Source organism: Streptomyces sp. WZ-12, assembly GCF_028898845.1.
GTDB lineage: Bacteria > Actinomycetota > Actinomycetes > Streptomycetales > Streptomycetaceae > Streptomyces.
The window spans coordinates 7,923,922-7,950,138 of sequence record NZ_CP118574.1 but is presented as its reverse complement, the minus strand read 5'-3'; the positions used below and the strand labels follow the sequence as shown (position 1 = coordinate 7,950,138).

Genomic DNA, 26,217 nt, shown 5'->3' with positions numbered 1-26,217 from the left:
CCCGATCGCAGGAAGCATGCCGTCCCCCTCGACGCGGGCGCCGTGGAACGGAAGCCGAACTTCTCGTAGCGGAACCGTGTCCCGCCGTGCGCGGGTGAGTGCGTGGTCCTCGATGCGTGGGCGCACTCGCCGGCCCCCGCGTGCGCGCGGGGCTCCGCTCAGTCGCCGAAGACGCGCTCGCCGCCCACGTACGTCGCCTCCACCCGCAGCGACGCCAGCGCGGAAGGAGCCACGGCGTGCGGGTCGCGGTCGAGGACGATCAGGTCGGCGAGGTGGCCGGGGCGCAGTACGCCGGTGTCGTCGAGGTGGTTGGCGTGGGCGGAGCCGGCGGTGTAGGCGGTGAGGGTGGTGGTCAGGTCGAGGCGCTGCTCGGGGAGGAACGGGGGCAGGTCGCCGCCCGGGACGATCCGGTTGACCGCGACGTGGATTCCTTCGAGGGGGTTGGCGGAGCTGACGGGCCAGTCGCTGCCGGCGGCCAGCCGGGTCCCGGCGCGGTGCAGGTCGCCGAACGGGTACTGGCGGGCGGCCAGCCCGTCGCCGAGGAACGGGAGGGTGAGCTCGTCCATCTGCGGTTCGTGGGCGGCCCACAGCGGCTGGAGGTTGGCGATCGCCGCCAGTTCGGCGAAGCGCGGCACGTCGTCGGGGTGGACGACCTGGAGGTGGGCCAGGTGGTGCCGGTTGCCGCGCGGGCCGTTGGCGCGCCGGGCGGCCTCGACCGCGTCGAGGGCCTCGCGGACGGCGCGGTCACCGAGGGCGTGGAAGTGGACCTGGAAGTCGAGGCCGTCGAGCGTGGTGACGTGGTCGCGCAGCGCCACCGGGTCGACGAAGCTGAGGCCGGTGTTGGCGGTGGCGCAGCCGCAGGCGTCCTTGTAGGGGGCGGTCATGGCGGCGGTGCCGTTCTCGGCGATCCCGTCCTGCATGATCTTGACGGTGTCGGCGCGGAACCGCCCGTGCCGCAGGGTCGCGCGGCGCTCGACGAGGGTCGGGATCTGCTCGGCGCCGGCGTCCCGGTCCCACCACAGGGAGCCGTTGACCCGGGCGGTCAGCAGACCGCGTTCGGCGGCGGTGCGGTAGGCGCCGGAGACGTCGGGGTGGCCCGCGAACGCGCCCAGCAGGGCGTCCTGCCAGGCGGTGATCCCGTAGGAGTGCAGCAGGCGCTGGGCGCGGAGCAGGCCGGTCAGCAGGTCGTCGTCGGTGGGCGCGGGCGCCGCCCGGCCGACGAGCTCGACCGCGCTCTCCTGCAACATGCCGGAGGGGGTGCCGTCGGGCTCGCGCTCGATGCGCCCGTCGACGGGGTCGGGGGTGGTGGCGGTCACGCCGGCCGCGGCCAGGGCCCGGGTGTTGGCCCAGGCGCCGTGGTGGTCGCGGTTGACCAGGAGGACGGGTCGGTCGGGCACCACCTCGTCCAGGAGCTGCCGGGTCGGCAGGCCGCCCGGGAAGCTCTCCAGTGACCAGCCGCCGCCGGTGATCCACGGCCGGTCCGGGTGGGTGGCCGCGTAGGCGGCGATCCGACGGCGGTACTCGGCGAGCTCCGTGGTCCCCGTCAGGTCACAGGTCCCCAGCTCCAACCCGCCGAACACGGCGTGCACGTGCGCGTCCTGGAATCCGGGCAGCAACGCCCGGCCCGCCAGGTCGACCACCGTCGTGCCGGGCCCGATCAGCGCACGCACCTCGGGCCCGCCGACGGCGACGATCCGTTCCCCGGACACCGCCAGGGCCGTGGCGCCGGCTCGCCCGGGGTCCATGGTGACCACGGTGCCGCCGGTGAAGACGAGATCTGCGTACTGCATGCCTGCGCGTGCTCCTTCTCCCCGCCGGACGGAAGATCCAGCCCTCCGCCCGACGGACGACTCAGGCCAGCGGCACAACTCCTCTGGCCTGAAAGGAACTTACTCACCCCGCAGCGTCTCGGCACGCTCACCCGGAGGCGGCTTAGCACCCCGCCGCGCGGAGCCGGTGGCCGGGCTCCCCGCCCCGCGCCCGACCCCATGGAGGAAGATAGCTGCATAGAGCACACGTACGCGAGAGGTCCATTCCGCCATGCCCCACATCACCGTCGACTACTCCGCCCAGCTTGCCGGCGTCTTCGACCGGCGGGCCTTCGTACGGGAACTGCACCCCCTGGTGCTGGCGGAAACCGGCTCGGCGGGCGTCTGCAAGACGTTCTTCCGCGCGGCCGCGGACACCTACGTCGGCGACGGGGAGGCGGGGGAGGCGGCCTTCGTGCACGTGGCCGTGGGGCTGCTGCCGGGACGCCCGGACGAGCTGAAGGGCCGGCTGTCGGAGGACGTGCTCGCCCTGCTCGGCAAGCACCTGCCCGGGCACGACGCGCACGACGTGGTGACGTCGGTGGAGGTCCGCGACCTGGCCGACTCGTACCGCCTGGCACCGTCGCGCGGCTAGGAAGCTTTCGCCCGGAGGCTGCCGGGCAATCCGTCCGGACTGGCGAGGTGGGCACGGCGGCAGCCAGGCTCGGTGGCGTCTCCCACCGGGCACGCAGCGGTCTCACGCGATGAGCGAGCGACCTGCTGCTGGGCAGGGTGAATGTTGCCTGCCGCTGGGCTGGGCCGACGGGGCGGACGTGCCTGGCGCAGCCACCCCGGTCATCAGGCCCGGACCCGTGCGTGCTCGACGGCCGCCGTGGCCAGGCCGGTGATCAGTGGGTGGGGGCGGGTGCCGTCGCCGTGGAGTTCGGGTTGGAAGAGGGTGGCGAGGAAGAAGGGGTGGTCGGGCAGTTCGGCGATGCGGACCTCGCCGGAGTCGTCGGTGCCGGTGAAGGCCAGGCCGTGTCGGCGCAGCAGGTCCAAGTGGCGGGGGTTGGGGCGTAGTTGCAGTGGTAGCGGGCCTGGGTGCGGTCGGCGCCGAGGAGTTGGGCGGCCCGGGAGCCGGCGGTGACGTGCACGGTGCCCTCGTGGCCGACCAGTGAGCAGGCCAACGGGATGACCAGCGCGTCCTCGTCTGCGGGGCCGGGAGTGTTCTCGGCGTGGCCGGCGCGGGCCAGGCCGCACACGTTGCGGGCGAACTCCAACAGGGCGTGTGGGAAACCGCCGCAGGTGCCCAGGAAGGGGATGCCGTTCGCGCGGGCCGAGCGGATCGCGGCCAGCACGCCGGCCTCGCTGCGGTAGGGACTGCCGGGCAGGACCCAGATCGCGTCGAAGCCGGTCAGGTCCTCCTCGGCGTCCTCGGTGGGGATCCAGTAGGCGTCCAGGTCCAACCCGTCGCGGATGCGCAGGGTTTCGAGGAGGACGGGGATGCGGGCGTGCGAGCGGACGGCCTCGGAGCGGTCGCCGACGAGGGCGAGGCGCGCGCCGGGCGCGCTCGGTGCGGTGTCGTTCATGCAGGTCATCCTGGTGTGCGCGGCAGGATCAGGTCCAACGATGATTCCTGCACGGCGGATAAGCGTTGCTGATGCGCGTGGGATACTGCGGCGCATGGACCCGCACCTGTTGCGCACCTTCGTCGCGGTCCTCGACCACCGCTCCTTCTCCGGCGCCGCCGCCGCGCTCGGCTACACCCAGTCCGCGGTCTCCCAACACATCGCCGCCCTGGAGGCCGACTTGGGCGCCCGGCTGGTCGAGCGGCGGCCGGTGGCGCCCACGCCGGCCGGCGTGCGGTTGTTGGAACACGCCCCCGCGCTGCTCCTGCGCCTGGACGCCGCCCGCGCCGACCTCGCCCGCCTGCACCGGGCCCGGCCCAGCCAACTGACCCTGGCCTGTTCGCCGGCCGCGCTCGGCCCGGTCGTGGCCGGGGCGCTCGCCGCGCTGCGCGCCGACTCCGTCGGACTGGACCTGGAGGTTCGAGTCCTCGGCCGGGACGCGGTGTTGGCGGAGGTGGTCACCGGACGCGCCGACCTCGGCCTCGTCGACGGCGCCGCCGCCCCCAGCGACCCGCTCCCGATGCCCGACCTCGGCCCCACCACCACCCTCGCGGTGGCCGAGGAGCGCCTGGCCGTGCCCCTTCCGCACGGCCATCCGCTGGCCCCGCGCCGTTCCGTGCGGCTGACCGACCTGGCCCAGGCACATTGGATCGACGCCCCGGACACCGCCGTTCCGCTCGATCGGCTGCGCGCCGTCTGTCGCACCGAGGGCTTCCGTCCCAGGCTCCGCCACCGCGGGACCGATCTGCACGGCCTCGCCGCACTGGTTGCCGCCGGCCACGGCCTCGCCGCGCTGCCCTGGTCGATGGCGGCCATGCTCCCCGGCGTCACTGCCGTACCGGTCGCCGAACCGCGCCTGGTGCACCGCACCGAACTCGTCCACCCCGTTCATCCCTCCGCCCCCGCCAGGCAGTTGGTCGACCTGGTCACCGGTCGGGCGGCGGACGGCGCCTGACGGGGCGCGACCGCGGCCGTTCTCAAGAGGTCCGCTGCGCCCAACGCGGCGATGGGCAGCGCCCGTTGTGCTCCCGCGCCGTACCCCGACGCGGCGCCTCGGCGGGCCGCGGACCACAGTCGGCATCTGAGCTGGGGCAATCGCACACCCTGGACGTACACCTCGCACGCCTGAGCCCCTTACGGACCAGGCCAACTGGTGCGCGGGCGGCTCCACCTCGCGCCGTCGGCCGCGTCCAGGCGAGCCATTCAGGCACCCAACACCCTTCCGACCAGCGGAAATCGGACTCGGCACGGCCTTTCCCAGGCGCCTGCCGGGCCTATGCCCCGAGCGCTTCCGGCAGTCGGGATCGGCGCGTTCGGGCAAAACAGCAGGTCCTTACGTGCATGTAGTTCTTCACTACAAGGCCGTCCCCTCTCCCGTGTTGCGGTCGTTGGGCGTATGGTGACTGGAATCTCATTCCCCCGTGAGGTTAGGAAGCACATGACTGACTCCGTTCTCCACCAGACGATCCAGAATCTCGAAGGCGTACTGCCGCAGCTCGAAGAGCAGGAGCGCGCACTTCGCGACCAACTCGACTCCCTGGCGCACCGGGTGACCTCCACCCGCAACGCCCTGGAGGGCCTGCGCGTGCTGACCGGCGACGCGCTCCCCGACAGGCAGCCGGCTGCCGTCGCCGCAACCGCCGGCGAACTGCCGGCCGCCGCGGCGTCGGAGGAGTCCGGCAAGGGCCAGGCCGCCGAGGCCGAGCCGGCACCGGAAGCGGCCGTCGAGGCGGACGCCACGGCCTCCGTCCCGCAGCCGCGGGCCGCCGCCTCAACGCGTACCAAGCGCCGCACGGCGAAGAAGACGGCCGGCAAGAAGGCCGCGGCGGCGAAGCCCAAGGCGAAGCAGGCAGCCACCAAGCAGGCCGCGGCCGAGCCGCAGGCGGCGACCAAGGACGCCGGCAACAGCCTGCTGGACTCCGCGCTGGAGATCTTGAAGAACGCCGGCACTCCGATGCGTCCGCGGGACATCAACGCGGCACTGGGCCGGGAAGCCACGCCGGGCCAGATCGAGTCCGTGCGCAACACCCTGGACCGGGCCGTGAAGAAGACGGAACTGGTCACGCGCCCTGGCCGGGGCACCTACGCGGCGACCTGAGGCATCTCCGGACACGCTCTGGGTGCGGGCCCGTCCTCGATCCTCGACGGGCCCGCACGGCCGCCTTGTAGTGGCCAACTGAACTGATACATAAGGGACTTGAGCTCGACACAGGTCGCCCGCGCAGCCGTGCCCGCCATGCCTGGCGCGGCTCACACAACAGGCACGCCGCAGCGTCCGGGCTTCCGACGAACGGTGGCCGGGTGGGCGATCCTGGACGCATGGACGGGCACAGGCAGCCAACAACGGTGCGGAGCTGACCCCATGACCACCGAGCCGCCGCCGGGGCACCCCGCCGTAGAGACCCAGGAGGTGCACCGGATCCGCCTGGTCGAGGCGCCGGTGCCGCCTCAGACGCCGGAAGAACGGCGGGCCGTGGACCACGCCTGGGAAGAGGCGGTCCGGGCCAATCCGGACCTCTTCGACGGGCCCGTGGTGGCCTGCACGCGGCTGACGCGGACCGGCCCGCACGACGTGACCGTCTCCTGGGCCCGCACCACCTACCGGCGCTACGCCCGCCGCCGCGGCCCGGGCGCGACGCCTGGTCTGCCGGCCCTGTTCGTCGCCGTCGTGCAGCCGGCCGAGGACGGGCGGCTGCTGGTGGGGCGCATGGCCTCCTGGACGGCCACGCCCGGGCGTTGGCAACTGCCGGGCGGCTCCATCGAACCGCCCGCTCCCCACCAGCCCCTCGACACCGCCGCGCTCCAATGGCACGCCGCCCGCGAACTGGCCGAGGAGACCGGCGTCGACACGCCGCCCGACGACCTGGCCCTGTGGCTGGTGCTGCGGGGTGCGCGCGGGAGCGTCGGGGTGGTGTTCCGGGCCCCCGAACGGCCCGCGCGAGGGTTGCGCGAACGCCATGCGGCCCTGGTGTCGGCGGAGGCCGAGCGGGGGCGCGGTGCGGAGTTCGACCGGGTCCAACTGGTGGGCTCGGCGGAGGAGTTGGCCCGCTTGGGCGAGACGTGCGCCACCTATCTGGCGCCGGTCGTGCACCGCTACGGCCGTTCCTGAGGGACCGCGCGGCGCGAATCCGGCCGTCCGCCCGGGTAGTCCCGTGTCTGTTCCGCCGCCCTGGCCCGAGGGAGGCGGGGGTGAGGAGGGGTTACCGTGTGAAGATCCGTCGACCATGGCGGTCGGCGGGTGGGCGGTCGCTCCTCGCGTACCGCCCGGATGCCTGATGAAAGGTGCGGAGATGACCAACGTGCAGGGTGAATCGATCGACCTTCCCACACCGGACGGGACCGCCGACGCCTATCTCGCCCACCCCGACGACGGCGCGCCCCACCCCGGGGTCCTGCTCTACATGGACGCCTTCGGGCTGCGACCCGCGTTGGAGGAGATGGCCAGGCGACTGGCCGGGCAGGGCTACACGGTACTGGTGCCCAACGTCCTCTACCGCGCCGGCCGGGCCCCGGTGGTGGAGTTGCCCGAGCACATCAACCCCGCCGAGCGCCCGCAGATCTTCGAGAAGATCATGCCGATCATCCAGTCCTTCACGCCCGAGCTGGCGATGCGGGACGCCGGCGCGTACCTCGACTGGCTGGCCGCCTCGCCCCTGGTCGCGGACGGCCCCGTGGGCGCCACCGGTTACTGCATGGGCGGCGTGCTGGCGGTCCGCACCGCGGCCGCCTACCCGGACCGGATCGCGGCGGCCGGCGCGTTCCACGCCGGCAATCTGGCCACCGACGCCGAGGACAGCCCGCACCGGGCCCTCGACCGCATCACCGCCGAGCTGTACTTCGGCCACGCCGACCACGACCACTCCATGCCGGCGGAGCAGATCGCGGCCCTGGAGCGGGCGTTGGACGCGGCGGGGGCGCGCTACCGCAGCGAACTGTACGAGGGCGCCCAGCACGGGTACACCCAGACCGACACCGCCATGTACAACGCCGAGGCGGCCGAGCGCCATTGGCGGGCGCTGCTGGACCTCTTCGGGCGGACGCTCTGAGGTCGCAATGCGCTAACTACGGGGCGGCGCCGCGTACTTGAGGCGCGGCGGCGCCGAGGCCGGTGGTCGGGATGACGGCCCGGCCGCCGGCCGTCCGTCGCGGTTACCGGCAGCCGGTCGCACTCCCGCTGTCGGTCGGGGTGAACCGCAACCGGGCGTGGTCCTTGGCGTTGACGGCCCGGTGATAGGTGTCGGAGTCGACCGCGAACCAGACGCCGTTCTTGCGCCGGTCGCCGTTGACGTCGTCCAGTCGTACGCACCAGCGCTCCGGTCGGATCTCCCGGCGGTAGCGCTCGGTGCCCCGCACGGTCTGGTGGCAGTCCTGGTAGTGCTCGGTGCTGTACCAGGTCTTCTTGCTCTTGCCGCTGCGCTTGGTGTGTTTGACGCGTCGGGTGCCCGGGGTGCAGGTGGTGACCTGGTGCGGACGGGTGGCCAGGGCGGTCTGCCTGGTGACGTGGCGGACGCCGGCCCGCAGCCCCGTGACGGGGTCCCGGTGCGGCAGGACGCTCTGCCCGCCACCGCCGGTGCCGCACGCGCCCAGTCCGGCCATGAGGAACGCCGCCAGTCCGGCGCCTACCAGTCGGTGCTTGTTGCGCATGTCTCCCTCTGTGGTCGGCGATCGGTGGGCTGTCGGGCGGCCCCGCCCGGCTCGGGAAGGCGGGGCCGGGGCCGCCCGCGCCACGGCAGCGGTCAGGCTATCCGAGACCCGGTCGGCGCCCGTGTTCGGGGCCGTGGCACGGGCGTTGAGGCGCCCCGGCACCCCCGACGCCGGACGACGGTTCCGCCGCCGGACTCAGCGCCTGAGGACCTTGCGCGACAGCACGTTCCCGAGCAACTGCGCTGCCTGGACCAGCGCGATGAGGATGACGACGGTCACCACCATCACCCGGGTGTCGAACCGCAGATAGCCGTGGGTGATGGCGAGGTTGCCGACGCCACCGCCGCCCACCGTGCCGGCGATCACCGAGAAGTCGATCAGCGCCACCAGCATGAAGGTCATGCCGAGGATCAACGGCCCCAGCGCCTCCGGCACCAGCACGGTGAGCAGGATCCGGACCGGGCCGGTGCCCATCGCGCGGGCCGCCTCGATGACGCCCGGTTCCACGGCGAGCAGATTGCTCTCCACGATGCGAGCCACGCCGAACGTCGCGATCACCGTCATCGGGAAGATCACCGCGTCGGTACCCACCGCGGTGCCGATCAACTCCCTTGTCATCGGGGACAGTACGACGATCGCGATCAGTGCGGGCACCGGCCGGACGATGTTGACGAACGTGCTCAGCACGACGAAGACGGCCCGTTGTTGGAGGACGCCGCCCTTGCGGGTGGCGTAGAGCGCGAGCCCGACGACCAGGCCGAGCACTCCGGAGAGGGCGAGGGTGGCCAGCACCATGTAGAGCGTTTCGCCGGTGGCGTCGACGATCTTGGGCCAGAGCAGGCTCCAGTCCTGCTGGATCACGCGCCCACCTCCGCCAACACCGAGGCGGCGACCGCCTCGTCCACACCGTGTCTGCGCAGCGCCTCGGGGAGCAGGTCCAGCAGCGGCGACGCCCGCACCGCGCTGCGCACGAACGCCCGGGTGGTGGGGTGTTGGGGCGCGGCGAACACCTCGCGCACCGGTCCGTCCTCCACGATGCGGCCGGCGTCCAGTACGGCCATCCGGTCACAGACCGCCCGCACCACCTCCATCTCGTGGGTGATCAGCACGATGGTGACGCCCAGTTCGTCGTTGACCCGGCGCAGCAGCGCCAGCACCTCCTGGGTGGTCTGCGGGTCCAGCGCCGAGGTGGCCTCGTCGCAGAGCAGCACCCGGGGGCGGGTCGCGAGCGCGCGGGCGATGCCGACGCGTTGGCGTTGGCCGCCGGAGAGCTGTTCGGGGTAGCGCCGGGCCTGGTCGGTCAGCCCGACGAAGCGCAGCGCCTCCTCGGCCCGTTCCCTGGCCTGGGCCCGGGAGGCGCCGGCCTGGCGCAGCGGATAGCCGACGTTGCCGAGGACGGTGCGGGAGCGGAAGAGGTTGAACTGTTGGAAGACCATGCCGATGTCCCGGCGGGCGGCGCGCAGCGGGCGGGCGCCGAGCGCGGTGAGTTCCCGGCCGTCCACGGTGACGGTGCCCGTGGTGGGCGCCTCCAGCAGGTTGATCAGCCGCAGGAGGGTGGACTTGCCGGCGCCGCTGTGGCCGACGACACCGAGGACGCTGCCGGCCTCGACGTCAAGGTCGACGCGGTCGACGGCGACCGTTCCGCCGGCGAACTCCTTGCTGACACCGCGGAGTTGGATGATGGGTCCGGGCACGGTGGACTCCTCCGGGCCGGCGGTCACGACGCCCCCTTGAGCTGGCGCCCGACGCGGGACAGTTCGGCGGCCAGTTGGGCGGCGGAGAGGTCGAGGTGGACGGCGGTGCCGTTGGAGGTCCGCCGGGCCTCGTCCTGCACCGGCTTGCTGGCGTAGAGCTTGAGGACCTCGGCGTAGTCCGGGTTGTCCTTGTCGGCGGCGCGGGCGGCGATGACGTTGAGGTAGGGGCGGATGTCGGGGCTGTGCGGATCGTCCTTGAACAGGGCGGTGTCCGCACGGATCCCGGACAGGCTGGCGACCCCGTCGTTGATGACCGCGGCGTCCACGTCGGCGAGCAGGCGGGGCGTCTGTTGCGCGTTGACGGGGGTGAACCGCAGGTGGCGGGGGTTGGCGGCGATGTCGTCCGCGGTGGCGAACAGCCCGGTGCCGGGCTTCAGCGTGATCAGCTTCGCCCGGGCCAGCAGCCGCAGCGCCCGGCCCTCGTTGGCGGGGTCGTTGGGATGGGCGATCCGGGCCCCGTCCGGGAGGTCGGCCAACGTGCCGACCTTCTTGGCGTACAGGCCCATCGGGACGACGGTGGTGGGGGCCAGCGGCACGATGTCGGTGCCGTTCTCGGCGTTGGACTGGGCCAGGAACACCAGGTGTTGGAAGGCGTTCAGCTCGATGTCGCCGGCGGCGAGCGCCTTGTTGGGCAGGGAGTAGTCGTCGAACGGCACCACCTCGACGTCCAGCCCCTTCTTCTTCGCCTCCTTGGCCAGGACGTCCCACTCGGTCGAGTCGCCGCTCACGCCGACCCGGACGCGGTGGGCCTGGGAGCCGGCGGCGCCGCAGCCGGCGACGAGGAGGGCGAGGGCGGTGGCGACGGCGCCCGCGAGGAGCGCGCGGCGGCGCGGCGCGGTGGGGCGTCTGGTGCCTGGGGGCGGTGCGGTGGTGGTCGTGTGGTGCATGGTGGTCGGTCGTTCCCTCGGGTGGTGGGTTGGGGTGGCCGCCGGGCCCTTGTGGGGCGGCGGCGCCCGGTCTGGCGGGTGGGCGTGCGGGCCGCGACGGTTACGGCTGGTCGGTGAAGTGGCAGGCGGCCGCGGCCCGTTCGGGGCCGGTCGGGGTCAGCGCCGGGGCCTCCCGCTCGCAACGGGCGCGGCGGTCCGCGTCGCGGGTGGGCGACAGCGCCGCGTACAGCGGACAGCGTCCGCGGAAGCCGCAGCCGGTGGGCCGCTGGGTGGGGCTCGGCGGGTCGCCGGCGAGCAGGATGCGTTCGCGGTGGCGCTCGCGCACCGGGTCCGGGAGCGGCACCGCCGAGAGCAGCGCGCGGGTGTAGGGGTGGCGGGGTGCGCCGAACACCCGCTCCACCGGGCCGTGTTCGACGGTGCGGCCCAGGTACATGACGCTCACCCGGTCGGCGATGTGCCGGACCACCGACAGGTCGTGCGAGACGAAGAGGTACGACAGGCCGAGTGCGGCGCGGAGTTCGGCGAGCAGGTTGAGGATGCCCGCCTGTACGGAGACGTCGAGCGCGGAGACCGGCTCGTCCAGGACCAGCAGGCGCGGCTCCACCGACAGCGCGCGGGCGATGCCGATGCGCTGGCGCTGGCCGCCGGAGAAGGCGTGCGGATAGCGGTCCGCGTGCTCGGGCGAGAGCCCGACGAGGCGGAGCAACTCGGGTACCCGGGCGGCGATATGGGCCCGGTCGGCGCCCTGGGCGCGCAGCGGCTCGGCGATGATCTCCCCGACGGGGAGCCGGGGGTCGAGACTGGACAGCGGGTCCTGGAAGACGATCTGCACCTCGCCGCGCAGGCGCTTGCGCGCGGCCCGGTCCAGGCTCCTGGTGTCCTGGCCGAGCACCTCCACCGTGCCGCCCTCGGGCGCGGTCAGGCCGAGGATCTCCATCAGGGCCGTCGACTTCCCGGAGCCCGACTCGCCGACCAGCCCCAGCGTCTCGCCGCGCCGGAGGTCCAACTCGACGCCGTCGACGGCGTACACGCTCCCGACCCGGCGCCGGAACGCCCCGCCCTTGAAGACGGGGAAGGTCTTGGCCAGGGCGGAGACCTTGAGGACGGCGGCGGGTTCGTCCGGATCCGGGGCCGGGGTTGGCACCGATCCGGCGGCGAACGGTGCCGGCTGCGGGTAGACGTCGGTGGCGGTCAGCCCGCGCTCGGCGATCCGGTCCGCCTGCACACAGGCCGCGTGCTGGGATTCCGCCGCCCGTCCCGCACCGACCGGCAACAGCGCCGGCTCGGCCGTCCGGCAGGCATCGTCGGCCAGCGGGCAGCGCGGCGCGAAGGCGCACCCGGCGGGCAGCTCGTACGGCGCGGGAGGGGAGCCGGGTATCGGAATAAGTGGCGTCCGTCGAGGGCGAGTTGATAGATCCTCAGCTCGGGTGGACGACGCCCCCTCTCCCCCGTCCTCCTCCTCGTCCAGTCGCGGAACCGCGCCCAGCAGGCCCATCGTGTACGGCATCCGGGGCGTCGCGAACAGTTCGGCGGCCGGCCCGGCTTCCACCACCCGGCCCGCGTACAGCACCGCGACCCGGTCCGCCATCCCGGCGATGACGCCCAGGTCGTGGCTGACCAGCAGCAGCGCCGCGCCGGTCGCGCGCTGTGCGGTGCGCAGCACGTCGAGGACCTGGGCCTGCACGGTGACGTCCAGGGCGGTGGTGGGTTCGTCGGCGAGCAGCACCTCGGGCTCGTTGGCGATGGCCATGGCGATCAGGGCGCGTTGGCGCATCCCGCCGGAGAACTCGTGCGGATAGGCCGCGGCGCGGGCGGCGGGGTCGGGGATGCCGACCAGGTCGAGGAGTTCGACGGCCCGGCGGCGGGCGTGCGCGCGGGGAACGTGGTGGTGGGTGCGGATGGCCTCCGCGATCTGGTCGCCGACGCGATGGACGGGCGTGAGCGCGGAGAGCGGGTCCTGGAAGACCATGCCGATGCGGCGGCCGCGGAGTGCGGAGAGGGCGGCGTCGGTGGCGCCGACGAGTTCGGTGCCGCCGAGGGTGACCGAGCCGGTGGTCCGGGCGGTGTCCGGCAGCAGGCCCATGGCGGCGAGGGCGACGGTGGACTTGCCGGAGCCGGACTCCCCCACCAGGCCCAGGACCTCGCCGCGGTGCAGGGTGAGGTCCACCCCGCGCACGGCGGGGGCGGGGCCGTGGGGGCCGTCGAAGTCGACGCGCAGATCGCGGATGCGGAGCACGGCGTCGGTGTCACCGGGCGGTTGGGGGTCCGCCGGCGATGCGGTTCGGGTGGGCTGTGCAGTCGGCTGCGCGGTCATGCTCGTACGCTCCCTTCCGGGGCGGGATGCCCTTGCTGGTGGCCCTGGTGGGCTCGGCGGGGTGTGCGGCGGCGGGGCCGCCGGTCGGTGCGCCGTCGTCGCGCCCGGTCCGAGGTCGGGTCCAGCGCGTCACGCAGCCCGTCGCCGAGGAAGTTGACGGCGAGGACGAACAGCACCAGCAGTCCGGCGGCGAAGAAGAACATCCAGGGGTAGGTGACGGCGGCCCCGGTGCCGTCGGCGATCAGGGTGCCCAGGGAGACGTCCGGTGGCTGCACGCCGAAGCCGAAGTAGGACAGGCCGGTTTCGCTCATCACCGCGCCGCCGACCGCGATGGTGGCGTCGACGATCAGGAACGAGGCGACGTTGGGGAGGATGTGGCGGACGATGATGCGCAGCGGGTGGACGCCCATCAGGCGGGCCGCGCGGACGAAGTCGCGTTCCTTCAGCGAGAGCGTCATCGAGCGGACCACGCGGGCGGTGAGCATCCAGCCGAACGCGGCCAGCAGGGCGACGAAGGACAGCCAACTCGCCGAGCGGAGCCGGGGCGAGACGATCGCGATGATCAGGAAGGCCGGGAAGACCAGCAGCAGGTCGATCAGCAGGGTGGTCAGCCGGTCGGTCCAGCCGCCGAAGTAGCCGGCGCAGGCACCGGCGAGGGAGGCCAGGACGGTGGCGAAGAGGGCGACCAACAGGCCGATCAACAGGGACTTTTGAAGCCCCCGCAGCACCTGGGCGTAGACGTCCTGGCCGATGCTGTTGGTGCCGAACCAGTGTGCGGCGGAGGGTGGTTGGCGCAGGGCGGTGTAGTCGACGTCGGTGTGGCTCCAGTGCGTCAGGTACGGGCCGGCGAAGGCGAGCACGAAGAGCAACACCAGGAGGCCGGCGCCGAGGACGGCGTTGGGGTTGCGGACGAAGCGGTGCAGGGCGACGCGGTTCATGTGCGGCTCCTCAGCTCGTGCGGACGCGCGGGTCGAGCGCGGCGTGCAGCACGTCGGCGAGGAATCCGGCGAGCAGCACCACCACCGCGGCGAACACGTTGACGGCGACGACGGAGTTGATGTCGCCCTTGCCGACCGCGTCGATGAACCAGGCACCCATGCCGTGCCAGCCGAAGACCTTCTCGGTGAACGCGGCGCCGGTGAACAGGCCCAGGAACCCGTACGCGAAGAAGGTGGACATCGGGACCAGGGCGGTGCGCAGGCCGTGCTTGAGGACGGCGGTGCGGCGGCGCAGCCCCTTGGCGCGGGCGGTGCGCAGGAAGTCCGAGCCGAGCACGTCGAGCATGGTGCCGCGCTGGTAGCGGCTGTAGGCGGCCGCGGTGCCCAGGGCGATGGCCAGGGTGGGCAGGAGGAGGTGTCCCGCGCGGTCGCCGAGGAGGGTGGCCAGGCCGCCGGTCAGTCCCGGGGTCTTCTCGCCGGTGAAGCTGATGAGTTCGTGGCCGGCCGCCTGGTTGGTGTGGATGGCGCCGATCTTGAGCAGGACGGCGAGCAGGAACGTCGGGGTGGCGAGCAGCAGGAACGCGAAGAGCGTCACGGCCCGGTCGGAGAACCGGTATTGGCGCACCGCGCCCCAGGTGCCGAGCAGCACCCCGCCGACGGTGCCCAGCAGCGTGCCGGTCAGCAGCAGCCGCAGGCTGACGCCGATCCGCCGGCCGAACTCGGTGCCGACGTCGGAGGAGTCGAGGGTGCGGCCGAGGTCGCCGCGGAGGGCGTGGCCGAGCCAGTTGCCGAACCGGTCCCACAGGGGCGTGTGGTCGTTGATGCCGAGCGCGGTGAGTTGGGCGTCGATCGCGTCGGGTGGTGGGGCTGGTTGCCTGCCCTCGAAGTAGCCGCGCGGGGAGAGCGCGAGGGAGGTCAGGACGTAGGAGATGACGACGGCCAGGGCCAGCAACAGAGCGTAATAGCCGAGGCGTTTGGCGAGGTGGGCGAGCACGGGTGGGATTCCTTCGAGGGGGGTGGTGCGGCCAGACGCTATCCCACCGAACACCGCCCGCCAGACAGTTGCGTGAACCCCTCATTGCAACCTCAATAAATGCGCTGACCTGGGACTTTGGAATGGTCTGGACCGGCATACGGTGCCTGTGCGGCGCGATCGCGCGGCGAGGTGTCCACCGAGAGGAAGAGCAGCATGAACCGGGCCCGCAGAACCGTGGCGTTGGCCGTCGTGTCCCTTTCCACCGCCACCGTGCTCACTGCCTGTGGTGGGTCCGGGGGCGCGTCGGACACCGCGTCGCGGGGCGGTTCGGCGCCGGTCGCCGGCACCCAGAACCTCAATCCGCACCCGGCCGCGGACCTCAGGCAGGGCGGCACCCTCAAGATGGCGATCGAGCAGTGGATCAGCCAGTACAACCCCAACCAGGTCGACGGCACCCAGGGCGACGCCTCCGCCATCACCGAGCTGGTCGAGCCGCAACTGTTCCTCCTCGACGCCAAGGGCGTCCCGCACACCAACCCTGATTTCCTGGCCTCCGCCGAGGTCGTCTCGACCCAGCCGCAGGTGGTCCGCTACCGCCTCAACCCGAAGGCGAAGTGGTCCGACGGAAAGCCGCTGGGCTGGCGGGACTTCGAGGCCCAGTGGAAGGCGCTGAACGGCAGCGACAAGCGCTTCGCCGCCGCGGACACCAGCGGCTACGACCAGATCTCCGGCGTCGCCCGCGGCGCCGACGACCACGAGGTCACGGTCACCTTCGACACCCCGTACGCCGACTGGCAGAAGCTGTTCGACCCGCTGCTGCCGGCGTCCCTCAACGCCACGCCGGAGAGCTTCGCCAGGTCATGGGCCGGCACCATCCCGGTGACCGCCAACGCCTTCAAGATCGGCGCCTACGACCGGACCGCGCAGACCATCACCGCGGTGCCCGACCCCAACTGGTGGGGCGAGAAGCCCAAGTTGGACAAGGTCATCTTCTGGGCGCTGGACGGCTCCAGTTACGTGGACGCCTACCTCAACAAGGAGATCGACTCCACCAGCGCCGCCAGCCCCGAGGCGTACCAGCGGCTGAAGGGCGACAAGGGCACCGACATCCGCATCGGCGCCCGTTGGGACCAGGTGACCCTCAGCCTCAACGGCCGGCGCGGCCCGCTCAAGGACCTCCGGGTCCGGCAGGCGGTGATGCTCGGCGTCGACCGGGAGGCGCTGGCGGAGGTGGCCGGCAAGGACCTGCCCTTCCAGCCCAAGGTCCTCGGCAACCACTTCTTCATGCCCAACCAGGAGGGCTACCAGGACAATTCGGGGTCGTTCGGCAAGCGGGACGTCGCGCGCGCCAAGAAGCTGCTGGACGCGGCGGGTTGGCGGGACAACGGCCCGGGCAGGCCGCGCACCAAGGACGGCGGGAAGCTGACCCTGGACTACGTCCTGCCGTCGGACGCCGCCGGCCTGGCCATGGACCAGGCCAAGCTCACCCAACAGATGCTCGGCGAGCTCGGCATCGACGCCGAGCTGCGCAAGGTGCCGTCCAACGACTACTTCGACAAGTACATCCACCGCAGCAACTACGACCTCAGCCAGTTCCGCCAGGTCGACCAGGTCTTCCGCTCCCAGGCATACGGCGGCTACCGCATGCCGCAGGGCGACAACACCTTCACCAACTACGGCGGGATCTCCTCCCCCGAGGTCGACGGGCTGCTGCTGAAGGCGTCCCGGACCACCGACGTCAAGCAGCAGATCGCCCTCTACAACAAGGCCGACGCCGAGGTCTGGCAGCTCGGCCACTCCCTCCCCCTCTACCAGCGCCCGCAGATCTCCGCGGTCCGCAAGGACCTCGCCAACTACGGCGCGCCCGGCCTGGGCAGCGAACAGCTCGCCAAGGCGGGCCGGTTGAAGTAGTCGGACGGCGCGCCGGGTGGCGGCGGGAGCTTGCGCGCGCAGGCTCCCGCCCCACCTTCGCGAGAGTGTCGTCAGCCCCAGAGCGTCGTGGTGACCACCCGCGGGGTGTCGGCCGGGCGGGCGCCGGTGTACGTCAACGTCACCCGGGTGTAGTGCTGTCCGGAGTGCCCGGTGCGGGGCTGCGGGGTGTCGAAGCGCACCTTGACCGGATAGCCGTGGAAGTGGCCCACCGCGCAGTACGGCTTGCAGTCGTTGACGAAGTCCGTGCCCTTCGCCACCGCGGACCGGTCGCGCCACTGCGACCAGTGCAGCGACTTCAGGACGTTGTTGCCGTCGCCGCAGGCGAGCATGAAGTTGCCGGGGCGTTCCTTGGCGTTGCCGATGCAGTCGATGACTGCGACGTGGCGGGTGGGGGTGGGCGGTGTCGTGGCGGCGGTCGCGGTGGCCGGCATGGTGGCCGTCGCCAGCGCCGCCCCCGCACAGATCATGAGTGCTGCCGTGGCCCTGTGAACTCGCATATCCGCTCCTCAGCCGCTTCGCATGGTGGACACCTCGGACACCGGCTGCGACGCGGGGTGCCGTCCTCATCACGGGCCGAACACGTCCCCGCGGGGCTGTCGCTGCCTCTCTGCGCCAGCAGGCTACGACCGCTGCGCCCGGCACCGCCACCCAGGCGTACGGGACCAGCTTATTTGCCCCACTGTGCCCGGTGGAACACGGAGCGTGCTCCCGGATGCGGGCGGGCTCCACCACATACGGGAGCCGCCCGCCCCGGGATGCGCAGGCGCCTACCGCGTCCCGTCAGCGTCCGCCGACAGCCGTTCCACCGCGGCGAGTTCGACGCACAGGGTCAGCCCCTCCACCGCGTCGCGCAGCTCCTCCACGGTGGGGAAGCTGGGCGCGAGACGGATGTTGCGGTCGCGCGGGTCGGCGCCGTACGGGAAGGTGGCCCCGGCGGGGGTGAGCGCGATGCCCGCGTCCCCGGCCAGCGCCACCACGCGGGCCGCGCAGCCGTCCACCACGTCCAGGCTCACGAAGTATCCGCCCCGCGGACGGGTCCACGAGGCGACCCCGCTCCCGCCGAGCCGCTTCTCCAACACCGTGTCCACGAGCTCGAACTTGGGGCCCAGCACGGCGGCGTGGCGCTCCATGTGGGCGGCCACGGCCGGCGCGTCGGGCAGGAAGCGGGCGTGCCGGAGCTGGTTGAGCTTGTCGGGGCCGATGGTCCGCTTCGAGAGGTGACCGAGCAGCCAGGAGACGTTGGCGGACGAGGAGCCGAAGAAGGCGACGCCGCTGCCGGCCGCGGTGATCTTCGAGGTGGAGCCGAAGACGAACACCCGGTCGGGGTGGCCGTGTTGGGCACTCAGCGCCAGGATGTCGGCGAGCGGCTCGTCCGCCCCCTGCACGCCGTGCACGGCGTAGGCGTTGTCCCAGAACACCCGGAAGTCCGGCGCCGCGGTCTCCATGGCGGCCAGGCGGCGCACCGTCTCGGGCGAGTAGGTGACGGCGGTGGGGTTGCTGTACTTCGGGACACACCAGATGCCCTTGACCCGCTCGTCGGCGACCAGGCGCTCGACCTCGTCCAGATCCGGACCGCTCTCGGTCATCGGCACCGGAATCATCTCGATGCCCAGCTTCTCGCAGAGCCCGAAGTGCCGGTCGTAGCCAGGCACCGGGCACAGCATCGCCGTCCGCCCCTCCCGCGGCCAGGGCGCGGGCGAACCCGGCACGCCGAACAGCACGGCGTCCACCACGCACTCGTACATCAACTCCAGGCTGGAGTTGCCGAAGGCGACCAGTTGCTCCACGGGCACCTGGAGCGGGGCGGAGAACGCCGCGCGCAGTTCGGGCAGGCCGTGCAGTCCACCGTAGTTGCGGCAGTCGGTGCCGTCCTGCGCGGTGTGGTCGCCGGGCTCCAACAGGCCGAACAGCGGCTCGGACAGGGCCAGTTGCTCGGCGGAGGGCTTGCCGCGGGTCAGGTCAAGGCGCAGGCCGCGCCCCTTGAGCCGGGCGTGCTCGTCGCGGAGCGCGGCCAGCCGGTCGGACAGCTCGGGGCGCGTGAGTGCGGTCAGGTCCATTCCCGTCATCCTTCTCGTTCCTCGTCGGTGCCGGCCCCGCCGATACCGGCGGGCGCGGAAGCAGCGCCAACGGTAGCGGGGCGGGGATCCCGACCGCCTACCCCGTTCCTCCCGTCTCACTGCCCCCGGCCTCACCCCCGCCGCCAGCGACGAACACGTTCGCCACGAACTTGTTCGCAACGAACATGTTCGCTACGCTGCAAGCATGCCGACCACGCCAGACCCCACCGCACCGCGCCCAGCCGGGAGCACCGCGTCCCAGGCACCCCGCGGCCGCCGCGAGCGCCCCGCCAAGCCCGCCCTGACCCGCGAGGGGATCATCGCGACCGCGGTCGCGGTGATGCGGAGCGAGGGCCTGGAGCGGGTGACCATGCGCCGGCTGGCCAGGGAACTGGACACCGGCCCGGCCTCGCTCTACGTGTACGTGGCCCACACCGCCGAGCTGCACGCGGCCGTCCTGGACGAGCTGTTGGGCGAGGTCGACCTCCGGCCGGCCCGCACCAAGGGCGACTGGCGCGAGCGACTGGTCCGCGTCCTGTCGTCCTACACCGAGGTGCTGTTCGCACACCCCGAACTGGCCCGCTCGGCGCTGGTCACCCGCCTCTCGGGACCGCACTATCTGCAACTGGTCGAGACCGTCCTGACCCTGCTCGCCGAGGGCGGCGTCACCGACGACCGGGCCGCCTGGGGCGTGGACGCGCTCCTCCTGCTCGGCACCGCGACCGCCGCCGAGCAGTCCACCCGCGACGCCGCACCCCACTCCCAGGACGAGCACAACGCCCTGATGACCGCGGTGCACGGCGCCTCCGCCCAGGCATTCCCCCGACTCAACGCGCTCGGCCCCGAACTGTTCACCGGCACCGGAGAAGCCCGCCTGACCTGGGGCTTCCACGTCCTGATCAACGGAATGCTGGCGACCGCCCGATCGGACCGCCCCCAGACGACCTGACCGCCCCGCAGCTTCCCGGGGCCCGCGCCACCCGCAAGGAGCCCACCCCCATGACCACCCACCACCCCCTCGCCATCATCGGCGGCGGCCTCGGCGGCCTGACCCTGGCCCGCGTCCTTCAGGTACACGGCATCGAGGCCGCCGTCTTCGACCTGGAGGCGTCACCGGCCGCCCGCACCCAGGGCGGCATGCTCGACATCCACGAGGACTCCGGCCAGGCAGCGCTGCGGGCCGCCGACCTCCACGACGACTTCCGCGCCCTGGTGCACGCCGGCGGGGAGGCCCTGCGCCTCCTCGACCCGCACGGCGCGGTGCGCCTGGCCGAGGAGGACGACGGCGACGGCAGCCGCCCCGAAGTGGACCGCGGCGAACTCCGCGACCTCCTCCTGAACTCCCTCCCCCACGGCACGGTGCGGTGGGGGAAGAAGGCCCTCACCACCCGCGCGCTGCCCGACGGCCGCCACGAGGTCACCTTCGCCGACGGCACCGACCTCACCACCGACCTCCTCGTCGGCGCCGACGGCGCCTGGTCGCGCGTGCGCCCCCTGCTCTCCCCCGCCCAACCCACCTACACCGGAATCTCCTTCATTGAGACCGACCTCCTGGACGCCGACGCCCGCCACCCGGCCAGCGCCGCGCTGATCGGCGACGGCTTCTTCATCTGCCTGGGCGCGGAAAAGGGGATGCTCGCGCACCGCGAGACCGACGGCAGCCTGCACGTCTACACCGCCGTCAAGGCGCCCGAGGACTGGCTCGACACCATCGACTTCACCACCCCGGACACCGCCAAGCGCGCCCTCCTCGCGCACTTCACGGACTGGGACGCAAGCCTGCGCCGGCTCGTCGCGGACGCGGACGGCGCACTCGTCCCGCGCCGCATCCACGCCCTCCCCGTCGACCACCGCTGGCCCCGCACCCCCGGCGTGACGCTGCTGGGCGACGCCGCGCACCTGATGTCACCGTTCGCCGGCGAGGGCGCCAACCTCGCCATGCTGGACGGCGCCGAACTCGGCCAGGCACTCGCCGCCCATCCGCACGACCCCGAAACCGCCCTGGCCGGCTACGAAAAGGCCCTCTTCCCCCGCAGCGCCGCCTCCGCCGCCGACTCCCACGCCAACCTGACCCTGATGTTCGGCGACGCAGCACTGGACCGCCTACTGGAACAGTTCACCGCCCGGACGTAAATGATCATCGGCGCCCCTCGTCAGCTCCGGCCTGCTGACTGCTGACTGCTGACTGCTGACTGCTCCCAACGTGCCGCGTCACTCCGGCCAGCGTCACGCCCGTTCCGGGAAGCCGTCGATGGAGGTCCGGCGGCGGCTGATGAACGGTGGCCTGAAGTGCGCGGAGCGGGGGAGCACGGCTACGGAGTACGTCCGCGAGGCTGCTGCCCCACGAGGTAGTCCGGGGCCGTCGTGCGAGAGGTCCAGACCGGACCATCGCGGAAGCGTCTGCTGCCGACGGGCACGAACGGGAGCCGCGCCGCGCCGGGACCTTCTTCCCAGGTACGGTGCCGCTCGCCCGTTTCCCGGGCCCGGCGGAGCCGCAACCCCCCGGGAACATAAGGGAGTTGCGCGGGCGCCGGCGGATCGGCACACCGCCGGCGCTCCCCCGTCCCGCCGCATCCGCGGCTCAGTCGGCGTCGACGCGCAGGGAAGAGAAGCGCACCTTCTGGTGCTTGCCCGAGCCGAGGTCCGCGACCGGCGTGCCGGCGCAGTGCGCCTTGGGGTAGAAGTGGGCGGTCTTGCCGACCAGCGAGAGGTTGGCGGCGAGGCCGTCGCCCTTGACCGTGTAGCAACGGCCGGGCTCGGGCTGGCTCAGGCTGGCCTTCTTCCCGGCGGGGGTGGTGTAGAGGAGCATGCCGAGGTCGGCGGCGTCGGCGGCCGCCGCGGCGCCCAGGACCGCACCGGCGGCGAGCGCCACGGCCACGGCCGCCCGGCCCCGGGCGAACGCGCGCCCGCGTTCACGACCACGGACCGGGGCGGTTCCACGTGCTACGGAGTTCATGACTGGCTCCAGTTGAAGGAGAGCGGATTGTCGACCGGTCCAACGACGCACCGGCCACCCCGTGACGCCGCCCGCCCCAACTCCTCTCCTCCCCGGCCCCGCCGACGGGGCCACCCGGCCGGCGCGCCCCGCACCACGGCCTCACGCTCACACGGCGCCATCCGAGGCCCGGGCCTGCCCGTCGGCCGCCACCGTCCCCGCGCCCGCCCCCGAAGGCACCGCCTCCTCCCCGTCCCGAGCCCCCGCGCCGAACAGCGGGATGCCGTACCGCTTACGGAAGGCACGACTTCGGCGCACCGTCAGCGCCACCACCACGGCGAGGATGCCGAGGGACTGGAACCGCCCGATCACCGGCACCACATCGACGGGCAGCGTGCAGGCCGCCACCGCGCTCAGCGCCGCATCGAGCATCTGGGAACCGCCCCACAGAAGCGTCAGCCCCCGCAACGCGCCCCGGAATTCCGGGAGTTCGCGCCAGGCACGGTCCGCATCCGCCTCCCCGGCCGCCCCCCGCAACCGGCGGCCGAAGTGAAACGCGAAGGGCCGGGCCGCCAGCAGCGTGCCCAGGAGCCACAGCCCGAGGACGACGGGGATGGCCACGTCTTTCAGCAGCAGCATCCGCGGGCTGCCGTTGATCGCCGACAGGCCCGCGGAAACCACCAACAGCCCGGCCACGACCAGATCGAAGACCTCGACGCGCCGCCGCACCACCGCCGCGCCCACCGCGTGCGCCGTGGGCACCGCACCACTCAGCAGCAGCGCCTGCCACTGTGCGACGCCCTGCGCCCGCAGCACGTAGTACAGGCCCAGCGGCAGCACGAGGTTGACGGTCAGCGATACGCACACGGCACGTAACGGGTGCGCCTCACGCGTCCGAACGGATTTCACGACGGCCTCCAGCGGTCCGGCGCCGGCCGCTCCGGCACCACGGTGATCCGCCTACGACGCTAGAAGTCGCGCGGGTGGAGGCGCATCGACCCTTGGGCCGCACCCGTCGGGCCCGCTCTCCACCCACCCCCTCCACCGCAAGGTGGAGGGCCGACCGGCGCCCCTCCCCAACTCCGTTACGGAACGGCCGCGTTCGGCGTCAGAAGCTGTCGCCCAGGCGCTCGATGAGCGGGGCCGCCGCCTTCAGCGTCGCCAACTCCGCCTCCGTGAACCGCTCCCGCAGCGCCTGCGCCACCTGCTTGGACCGGGCGTCCCGCTTGTGCCGCAGCACCTCGACGCCGGCCTCGGTCACGGACATGATGATCCGCCGGCCGTCGTGGGGGTCGCGCCGCCGCTCGACGAGACCGCGCTCCTGAAGCCCGCCGAGCGTGGTCCCCATTGCCTGGGACGTGATCTGCTCGGCCCGCGCCAACTCGGCCGCCGTGGTCGGGCCGCTCCGGTGCAGGCGCGACAGCGCGGCGCGCTCGGGCAACGTGAGCTCGCCGGGCGCCTGGAGCTGACGCAGCCGGCGGGCCATCAGGCCGAGGCTTCCGTAGAGCGCACCGGCCAGATCGTCGACATCCGAGCTATGAGTCATGTTCATAAGCCTAGGTTGAGCACTCTGGTCAATCAACCGACGTTGACCGTCGCCCCGTCCGTCACACGTTCGCCGTAAGCCCGGGTGAAAGAACCGCGGGCGACCACGAGTCTTTACGCATCGACCGGCCTTGACTGGCCTTGAGGAGAGGGTGCGGACATGGGAATCATCGCGTGGGCCCTGATCGGCCTCTGTGCCGGAGCCATCGCAAAGGCCCTGATGCCCGGCAAGGACCCCGGCGGTTGTTTGATCACCATGCTGATCGGCATCGCCGGCGGCCTGTTGGGCGGCTGGCTCGGCAAGGTGATCTTCGGGGTGCACTCGATCAACGGCTTCTTCCACCTCTCGACGTGGCTCGCCGCCATCGTCGGCTCCCTGATCGTCCTTCTCCTGTACCGCTTCACCCTGGGACGGAACCGCGAGCACTGACCGGCGCAACCAACGCCGACCTGCGCCGCGAGCACTGACCGGCGCGACGAGCGACGAACCGGCACGCCGGTGGATGCGGCAGGGGCCGGAGGGGCAGCTCCCTCCGGCCCCTGCGCACGCCGCCGAAAACCAGTTGCCCGAGCCGTCCGCAGTCCACAGGCTGGTCCCCGTCATTCCCCCGCAGAGCAGGAGAACTCCCGTGCGCCGATTCCTCGAAAACCCCCAGCGCCCCTACCGGACGGTGAATTTCGAGGACTTCGACCCCCATGCACATCGAGCACACCCCGAACATCAAGCACACCCTGAACATCGGCATCCTCGCGCACGTCGACGCGGGTAAGACCAGCCTGACCGAGCGCCTGCTGTTCGAGACCGGAGCGATCGACCGGCTCGGCAGCGTCGATGCCGGCGACACCCAGACCGACACCGGAGCCATCGAGCGGCAGCGCGGGATCACCGTGCGCTCTGCGGTGGCCTCCTTCAGCGTCGGCAGCACACAGATCAACCTCATCGACACCCCCGGTCACGCCGACTTCGTGGCCGAGGTGGAGCGCGTCCTCGGCGTCCTGGACGGCGCCGTGCTGGTGCTCTCCGCCGTCGAAGGGGTCCAGGCCCACACCCGCGTCCTGATGCGGACGCTGCGCGAACTACGGCTGCCGGTGGCGCTCTTCGTCAACAAGATCGACCGGCGCGGCGCCCGCGGCGACGACCTGCTGGCCGACATCCGGCGGAAGTTGGCCCCGCACCTCGCGCCGATGACGGCGGTCCGGGACCTCGGCACGCCGTCAGCCCGCGCGCTCCCGTACGCGCTGGATGCCGACCCCGCGTTCCGCGACCGTCTCGCCGAGGCGCTCGCCGAGACCGATGACGCGCTCCTCGCCCGCGTCGTGGACGGCCCGTTCCCGTCCGCCGACGCACTGCGCACCGCGCTCGCCGAGCAGGTCCGCGCCGGCCGGATCCACCCCGTCTACCGCGGTTCGGCCCGCAGCGGCCAGGGCGTCCGCGCGCTCATCGACGGCCTCACGGACCTGCTGCGCCCCGCGCCCACCGGCAACGACCCGGAACCGGCCGCCGCGGCGCCCCCGCGCGGCACCGTCTTCGCCATCGAGCGCGCGGCGTCCGGCAAGAAGACCGCATACCTCCGCCTGTTCTCCGGAACCCTGGCCGCGCGCCAACGCGTGACCCTGCACCGCCACCGCCCCGACGGCACGCGCCTGACGCACACCGGCCAGATCACGTCCCTGCACGTCGTCGGGCGACCGGGAAGCGGCGCCAACTCTCCCGATCCGACACGCAAGTTGACTGCCGGGGAGATCGGAAGGCTCACCGGTCTGACGGAGGCCCGGGTCGGCGACCGGCTGTCCGACCCCACCGACCGGGACGACGGCCCCCGCCCGCCGCACTTCCGCGCCCCGACCCTCCGCACGCTCGTCCGGCCCCGGGACGCGGCGCCCGGCGCGGCGTCCCGGCTGCACGCGGCGCTGCAACGCCTCGCCGAGCGGGACCCGCTCATCCACACCAGCGCCGAGCCCGACGGCACCACCTCCGTACTGCTCTACGGCGAGGTCCAAATGGAGATCCTCGCGGCAACCCTGGTCAATGACTTCGGGATCGAGGCGGTCTTCGAACCCGGCCGGACCGTCTGCCTGGAACGCCCCGCGGGCACCGCCGAGGCGCACGAGGAAATCGGGCGCCGGGCCCCGAGCCCGAGCGGTTTCTGGGCCACCGTCGGATTGCGCGTCGAGCCCGCACCGCGGAATGCCGGCATCGCCTTCCGCTACGAGACCGAACTCGGCGCACTCCCCCACGCCTTCCACGTGGCGATCGAGGAGACCGTACACACCGCGCTCCGCACCGGCCCGCACGGCTGGGCGGTGACCGATTGCACGGTCACCCTCACCCGCTCCGGATTCGTCGGCCCACTGAGCACGGCGGGCGATTTCCGGGGCCTGACCCCGGTGGTGCTCGCCCGCGCCCTGACCCGCGCCGGCACCCGCGTCTACGAGCCGTGCCACGCCTTCGACGTGGACATCCCGCTGGACACCCTCCCGGCCGTGACCTCCTGCCTGGCCGCGTTGGGCGCCGACATCCAGGAGACCGCCGGCGGCACGTCGTCATGGCTGGTCAAGGGCGTCATCCCGGCCGGCCGGGTGCGCGCCGCCGAGCTCCGACTGCCCGGCCTGACGCACGGCGAGGCCCTGTGGTGGTCCCGGCCCAGCGGCGACCGGCCGATCGGTCGCGCCAGCGGCGCTCCCCGCTCGACGGAATAACAAGAAATCCCCGACGCAGTTCCCTGCGATCGAGGATTGACAAGGGGGGTAATTCTCCGCGTATATTGAGCGTTTGCATATTGCGCAGAAGAATTAGCTACTCAAACTCACTACTGCACAGGATATTCGAGCGGAGCTGAATTGTCAAACGAGGAATGG

23 protein-coding genes and 1 pseudogene are annotated in these 26,217 nt (G+C 72.6%); 10 read left to right on the top strand and 14 right to left on the bottom strand.

Annotation, left to right across the window (positions count from 1 at the left end):
* Nucleotides 1-158: 158 nt before the first annotated feature.
* Nucleotides 159-1,790 (bottom strand): amidohydrolase, encoded by a 1,632-nt coding sequence (locus PV796_RS34810; RefSeq protein ID WP_274917722.1) that lies wholly within the window; start codon nt 1,788-1,790, stop codon nt 159-161.
* A gap of 250 nt (nt 1,791-2,040) precedes the next feature.
* Between PV796_RS34810 and PV796_RS34805 the strand changes: the two genes are divergently transcribed.
* Nucleotides 2,041-2,403, top strand: a complete 363-nt coding sequence (locus tag PV796_RS34805) for a 5-carboxymethyl-2-hydroxymuconate Delta-isomerase (RefSeq protein ID WP_274917721.1) — start codon at nt 2,041-2,043, stop codon at nt 2,401-2,403.
* Nucleotides 2,404-2,606: 203 nt separating this feature from the next.
* Here the strand turns inward: PV796_RS34805 and PV796_RS34800 are convergent.
* A pseudogene (locus tag PV796_RS34800) lies at nt 2,607-3,337 on the bottom strand (CTP synthase C-terminal region-related (seleno)protein).
* Nucleotides 3,338-3,431: 94 nt separating this feature from the next.
* Here PV796_RS34800 and PV796_RS34795 point away from each other — a divergent pair.
* From PV796_RS34795 to PV796_RS34780, 4 genes are all read left to right on the top strand, one after another.
* Nucleotides 3,432-4,331: a LysR family transcriptional regulator gene (locus PV796_RS34795; RefSeq protein WP_274917720.1), complete on the top strand. Its 900-nt coding sequence runs from the start codon at nt 3,432-3,434 to the stop codon at nt 4,329-4,331.
* 483 nt (nt 4,332-4,814) lie between these two features.
* On the top strand, nt 4,815-5,474 hold the full coding sequence (locus PV796_RS34790; protein ID WP_274917719.1) for a hypothetical protein: 660 nt from the start codon (nt 4,815-4,817) through the stop codon (nt 5,472-5,474).
* A gap of 264 nt (nt 5,475-5,738) precedes the next feature.
* Nucleotides 5,739-6,485: an NUDIX hydrolase gene (locus tag PV796_RS34785; protein WP_274917718.1), complete on the top strand. Its 747-nt coding sequence runs from the start codon at nt 5,739-5,741 to the stop codon at nt 6,483-6,485.
* A 181-nt stretch (nt 6,486-6,666) separates the two neighbouring features.
* On the top strand, nt 6,667-7,422 hold the full coding sequence (locus tag PV796_RS34780) for a dienelactone hydrolase family protein (RefSeq protein ID WP_274917717.1): 756 nt from the start codon (nt 6,667-6,669) through the stop codon (nt 7,420-7,422).
* A gap of 103 nt (nt 7,423-7,525) precedes the next feature.
* Here the strand turns inward: PV796_RS34780 and PV796_RS34775 are convergent, their stop codons facing one another.
* The 7 genes from PV796_RS34775 to PV796_RS34745 all read right to left on the bottom strand — a co-directional run bounded on the left by PV796_RS34775 (nt 7,526) and on the right by PV796_RS34745 (nt 14,907).
* Nucleotides 7,526-8,020, bottom strand: coding sequence for a hypothetical protein (locus tag PV796_RS34775; protein WP_274917716.1), 495 nt, complete (start codon nt 8,018-8,020; stop codon nt 7,526-7,528).
* Between the two features lie 195 nt (nt 8,021-8,215).
* On the bottom strand, nt 8,216-8,881 hold the full coding sequence (locus tag PV796_RS34770; protein WP_274917715.1) for a methionine ABC transporter permease: 666 nt from the start codon (nt 8,879-8,881) through the stop codon (nt 8,216-8,218).
* On the bottom strand, nt 8,878-9,714 hold the full coding sequence (locus tag PV796_RS34765; RefSeq protein WP_342456939.1) for a methionine ABC transporter ATP-binding protein: 837 nt from the start codon (nt 9,712-9,714) through the stop codon (nt 8,878-8,880). The genes PV796_RS34770 and PV796_RS34765 overlap by 4 nt, the downstream gene beginning before the upstream one ends.
* A 23-nt stretch (nt 9,715-9,737) precedes the next feature.
* Nucleotides 9,738-10,661 (bottom strand): MetQ/NlpA family ABC transporter substrate-binding protein, encoded by a 924-nt coding sequence (locus tag PV796_RS34760; protein WP_274917714.1) that lies wholly within the window; start codon nt 10,659-10,661, stop codon nt 9,738-9,740.
* Between the two features lie 100 nt (nt 10,662-10,761).
* On the bottom strand, nt 10,762-12,975 hold the full coding sequence (locus PV796_RS34755) for an ABC transporter ATP-binding protein (protein WP_274917713.1): 2,214 nt from the start codon (nt 12,973-12,975) through the stop codon (nt 10,762-10,764).
* Nucleotides 12,972-13,913 (bottom strand): ABC transporter permease, encoded by a 942-nt coding sequence (locus PV796_RS34750; protein ID WP_274917712.1) that lies wholly within the window; start codon nt 13,911-13,913, stop codon nt 12,972-12,974. Before PV796_RS34750 ends, PV796_RS34755 begins: the two co-directional genes overlap by 4 nt.
* Nucleotides 13,914-13,923: 10 nt before the next feature.
* The gene (locus PV796_RS34745) at nt 13,924-14,907 is read right to left on the bottom strand and encodes an ABC transporter permease (protein ID WP_274917711.1); all 984 of its coding nucleotides are present in this window, start codon (nt 14,905-14,907) and stop codon (nt 13,924-13,926) included.
* A 195-nt stretch (nt 14,908-15,102) separates the two neighbouring features.
* Here PV796_RS34745 and PV796_RS34740 point away from each other — a divergent pair, with 195 nt between their 5' ends.
* The gene (locus PV796_RS34740) at nt 15,103-16,800 is read left to right on the top strand and encodes an ABC transporter substrate-binding protein (protein ID WP_274917710.1); all 1,698 of its coding nucleotides are present in this window, start codon (nt 15,103-15,105) and stop codon (nt 16,798-16,800) included.
* 71 nt (nt 16,801-16,871) lie between these two features.
* On the opposite strand, the gene PV796_RS34735 is transcribed toward PV796_RS34740, so the two are convergent.
* Both PV796_RS34735 and PV796_RS34730 read right to left on the bottom strand, forming a co-directional pair.
* A complete protein-coding gene (locus tag PV796_RS34735) occupies nt 16,872-17,318 on the bottom strand; it encodes a hypothetical protein (RefSeq protein ID WP_274917709.1) in 447 nt (148 codons plus the stop codon).
* A 270-nt stretch (nt 17,319-17,588) separates the two neighbouring features.
* Complete coding sequence (locus tag PV796_RS34730) at nt 17,589-18,878, bottom strand: aminotransferase class I/II-fold pyridoxal phosphate-dependent enzyme (protein ID WP_274919353.1); 1,290 nt, start codon at nt 18,876-18,878, stop codon at nt 17,589-17,591.
* A gap of 205 nt (nt 18,879-19,083) precedes the next feature.
* Between PV796_RS34730 and PV796_RS34725 the strand changes: the two genes are divergently transcribed.
* Both PV796_RS34725 and PV796_RS34720 read left to right on the top strand, forming a co-directional pair.
* Nucleotides 19,084-19,827 carry a TetR/AcrR family transcriptional regulator gene (locus PV796_RS34725; RefSeq protein ID WP_274917708.1) on the top strand — a complete coding sequence of 248 codons (744 nt, stop codon included), beginning with the start codon at nt 19,084-19,086 and terminating at the stop codon, nt 19,825-19,827.
* 50 nt (nt 19,828-19,877) lie between these two features.
* Nucleotides 19,878-21,011: an FAD-dependent oxidoreductase gene (locus tag PV796_RS34720; protein ID WP_274917707.1), complete on the top strand. Its 1,134-nt coding sequence runs from the start codon at nt 19,878-19,880 to the stop codon at nt 21,009-21,011.
* Between the two features lie 448 nt (nt 21,012-21,459).
* Here the strand turns inward: PV796_RS34720 and PV796_RS34715 are convergent, their stop codons facing one another.
* From PV796_RS34715 to PV796_RS34705, 3 genes are all read right to left on the bottom strand, one after another.
* Complete coding sequence (locus PV796_RS34715) at nt 21,460-21,834, bottom strand: hypothetical protein (RefSeq protein WP_274917706.1); 375 nt, start codon at nt 21,832-21,834, stop codon at nt 21,460-21,462.
* Between the two features lie 147 nt (nt 21,835-21,981).
* Nucleotides 21,982-22,680, bottom strand: a complete 699-nt coding sequence (locus tag PV796_RS34710) for a VC0807 family protein (RefSeq protein WP_274917705.1) — start codon at nt 22,678-22,680, stop codon at nt 21,982-21,984.
* A 241-nt stretch (nt 22,681-22,921) separates the two neighbouring features.
* On the bottom strand, nt 22,922-23,359 hold the full coding sequence (locus PV796_RS34705; RefSeq protein ID WP_274917704.1) for a MarR family winged helix-turn-helix transcriptional regulator: 438 nt from the start codon (nt 23,357-23,359) through the stop codon (nt 22,922-22,924).
* Nucleotides 23,360-23,518: 159 nt separating this feature from the next.
* Between PV796_RS34705 and PV796_RS34700 the strand changes: the two genes are divergently transcribed.
* Entirely contained in the window at nt 23,519-23,788 is a 270-nt protein-coding gene (locus PV796_RS34700; RefSeq protein ID WP_274917703.1) for a GlsB/YeaQ/YmgE family stress response membrane protein, read from the top strand.
* A 266-nt stretch (nt 23,789-24,054) separates the two neighbouring features.
* Nucleotides 24,055-26,058, top strand: coding sequence for an elongation factor G (locus PV796_RS34695; protein ID WP_274917702.1), 2,004 nt, complete (start codon nt 24,055-24,057; stop codon nt 26,056-26,058).
* The last annotated feature ends 159 nt before the right edge of the window (nt 26,059-26,217 follow it).

What these genes read in the sequence shown, in the direction of transcription:
- PV796_RS34805 (WP_274917721.1), top strand. Translation starts at nt 2,041, where the DNA reads ATGCCCCACATCACCGTCGACTACTCCGCCCAGCTTGCCGGCGTCTTC.
- PV796_RS34750 (WP_274917712.1), bottom strand. Translation starts at nt 13,913, where the DNA reads ATGAACCGCGTCGCCCTGCACCGCTTCGTCCGCAACCCCAACGCCGTC.
- PV796_RS34735 (WP_274917709.1), bottom strand. Translation starts at nt 17,318, where the DNA reads ATGCGAGTTCACAGGGCCACGGCAGCACTCATGATCTGTGCGGGGGCG.
- PV796_RS34725 (WP_274917708.1), top strand. Translation starts at nt 19,084, where the DNA reads ATGCCGACCACGCCAGACCCCACCGCACCGCGCCCAGCCGGGAGCACC.
- PV796_RS34760 (WP_274917714.1), bottom strand. Translation starts at nt 10,661, where the DNA reads ATGCACCACACGACCACCACCGCACCGCCCCCAGGCACCAGACGCCCC.
- PV796_RS34755 (WP_274917713.1), bottom strand. Translation starts at nt 12,975, where the DNA reads ATGACCGCGCAGCCGACTGCACAGCCCACCCGAACCGCATCGCCGGCG.
- PV796_RS34810 (WP_274917722.1), bottom strand. Translation starts at nt 1,790, where the DNA reads ATGCAGTACGCAGATCTCGTCTTCACCGGCGGCACCGTGGTCACCATG.
- PV796_RS34780 (WP_274917717.1), top strand. Translation starts at nt 6,667, where the DNA reads ATGACCAACGTGCAGGGTGAATCGATCGACCTTCCCACACCGGACGGG.
- PV796_RS34700 (WP_274917703.1), top strand. Translation starts at nt 23,519, where the DNA reads ATGGGAATCATCGCGTGGGCCCTGATCGGCCTCTGTGCCGGAGCCATC.
- PV796_RS34775 (WP_274917716.1), bottom strand. Translation starts at nt 8,020, where the DNA reads ATGCGCAACAAGCACCGACTGGTAGGCGCCGGACTGGCGGCGTTCCTC.
- PV796_RS34720 (WP_274917707.1), top strand. Translation starts at nt 19,878, where the DNA reads ATGACCACCCACCACCCCCTCGCCATCATCGGCGGCGGCCTCGGCGGC.
- PV796_RS34795 (WP_274917720.1), top strand. Translation starts at nt 3,432, where the DNA reads ATGGACCCGCACCTGTTGCGCACCTTCGTCGCGGTCCTCGACCACCGC.
- PV796_RS34695 (WP_274917702.1), top strand. Translation starts at nt 24,055, where the DNA reads ATGCACATCGAGCACACCCCGAACATCAAGCACACCCTGAACATCGGC.
- PV796_RS34715 (WP_274917706.1), bottom strand. Translation starts at nt 21,834, where the DNA reads ATGAACTCCGTAGCACGTGGAACCGCCCCGGTCCGTGGTCGTGAACGC.
- PV796_RS34740 (WP_274917710.1), top strand. Translation starts at nt 15,103, where the DNA reads ATGAACCGGGCCCGCAGAACCGTGGCGTTGGCCGTCGTGTCCCTTTCC.
- PV796_RS34790 (WP_274917719.1), top strand. Translation starts at nt 4,815, where the DNA reads ATGACTGACTCCGTTCTCCACCAGACGATCCAGAATCTCGAAGGCGTA.
- PV796_RS34730 (WP_274919353.1), bottom strand. Translation starts at nt 18,878, where the DNA reads ATGGACCTGACCGCACTCACGCGCCCCGAGCTGTCCGACCGGCTGGCC.
- PV796_RS34705 (WP_274917704.1), bottom strand. Translation starts at nt 23,359, where the DNA reads ATGACTCATAGCTCGGATGTCGACGATCTGGCCGGTGCGCTCTACGGA.
- PV796_RS34785 (WP_274917718.1), top strand. Translation starts at nt 5,739, where the DNA reads ATGACCACCGAGCCGCCGCCGGGGCACCCCGCCGTAGAGACCCAGGAG.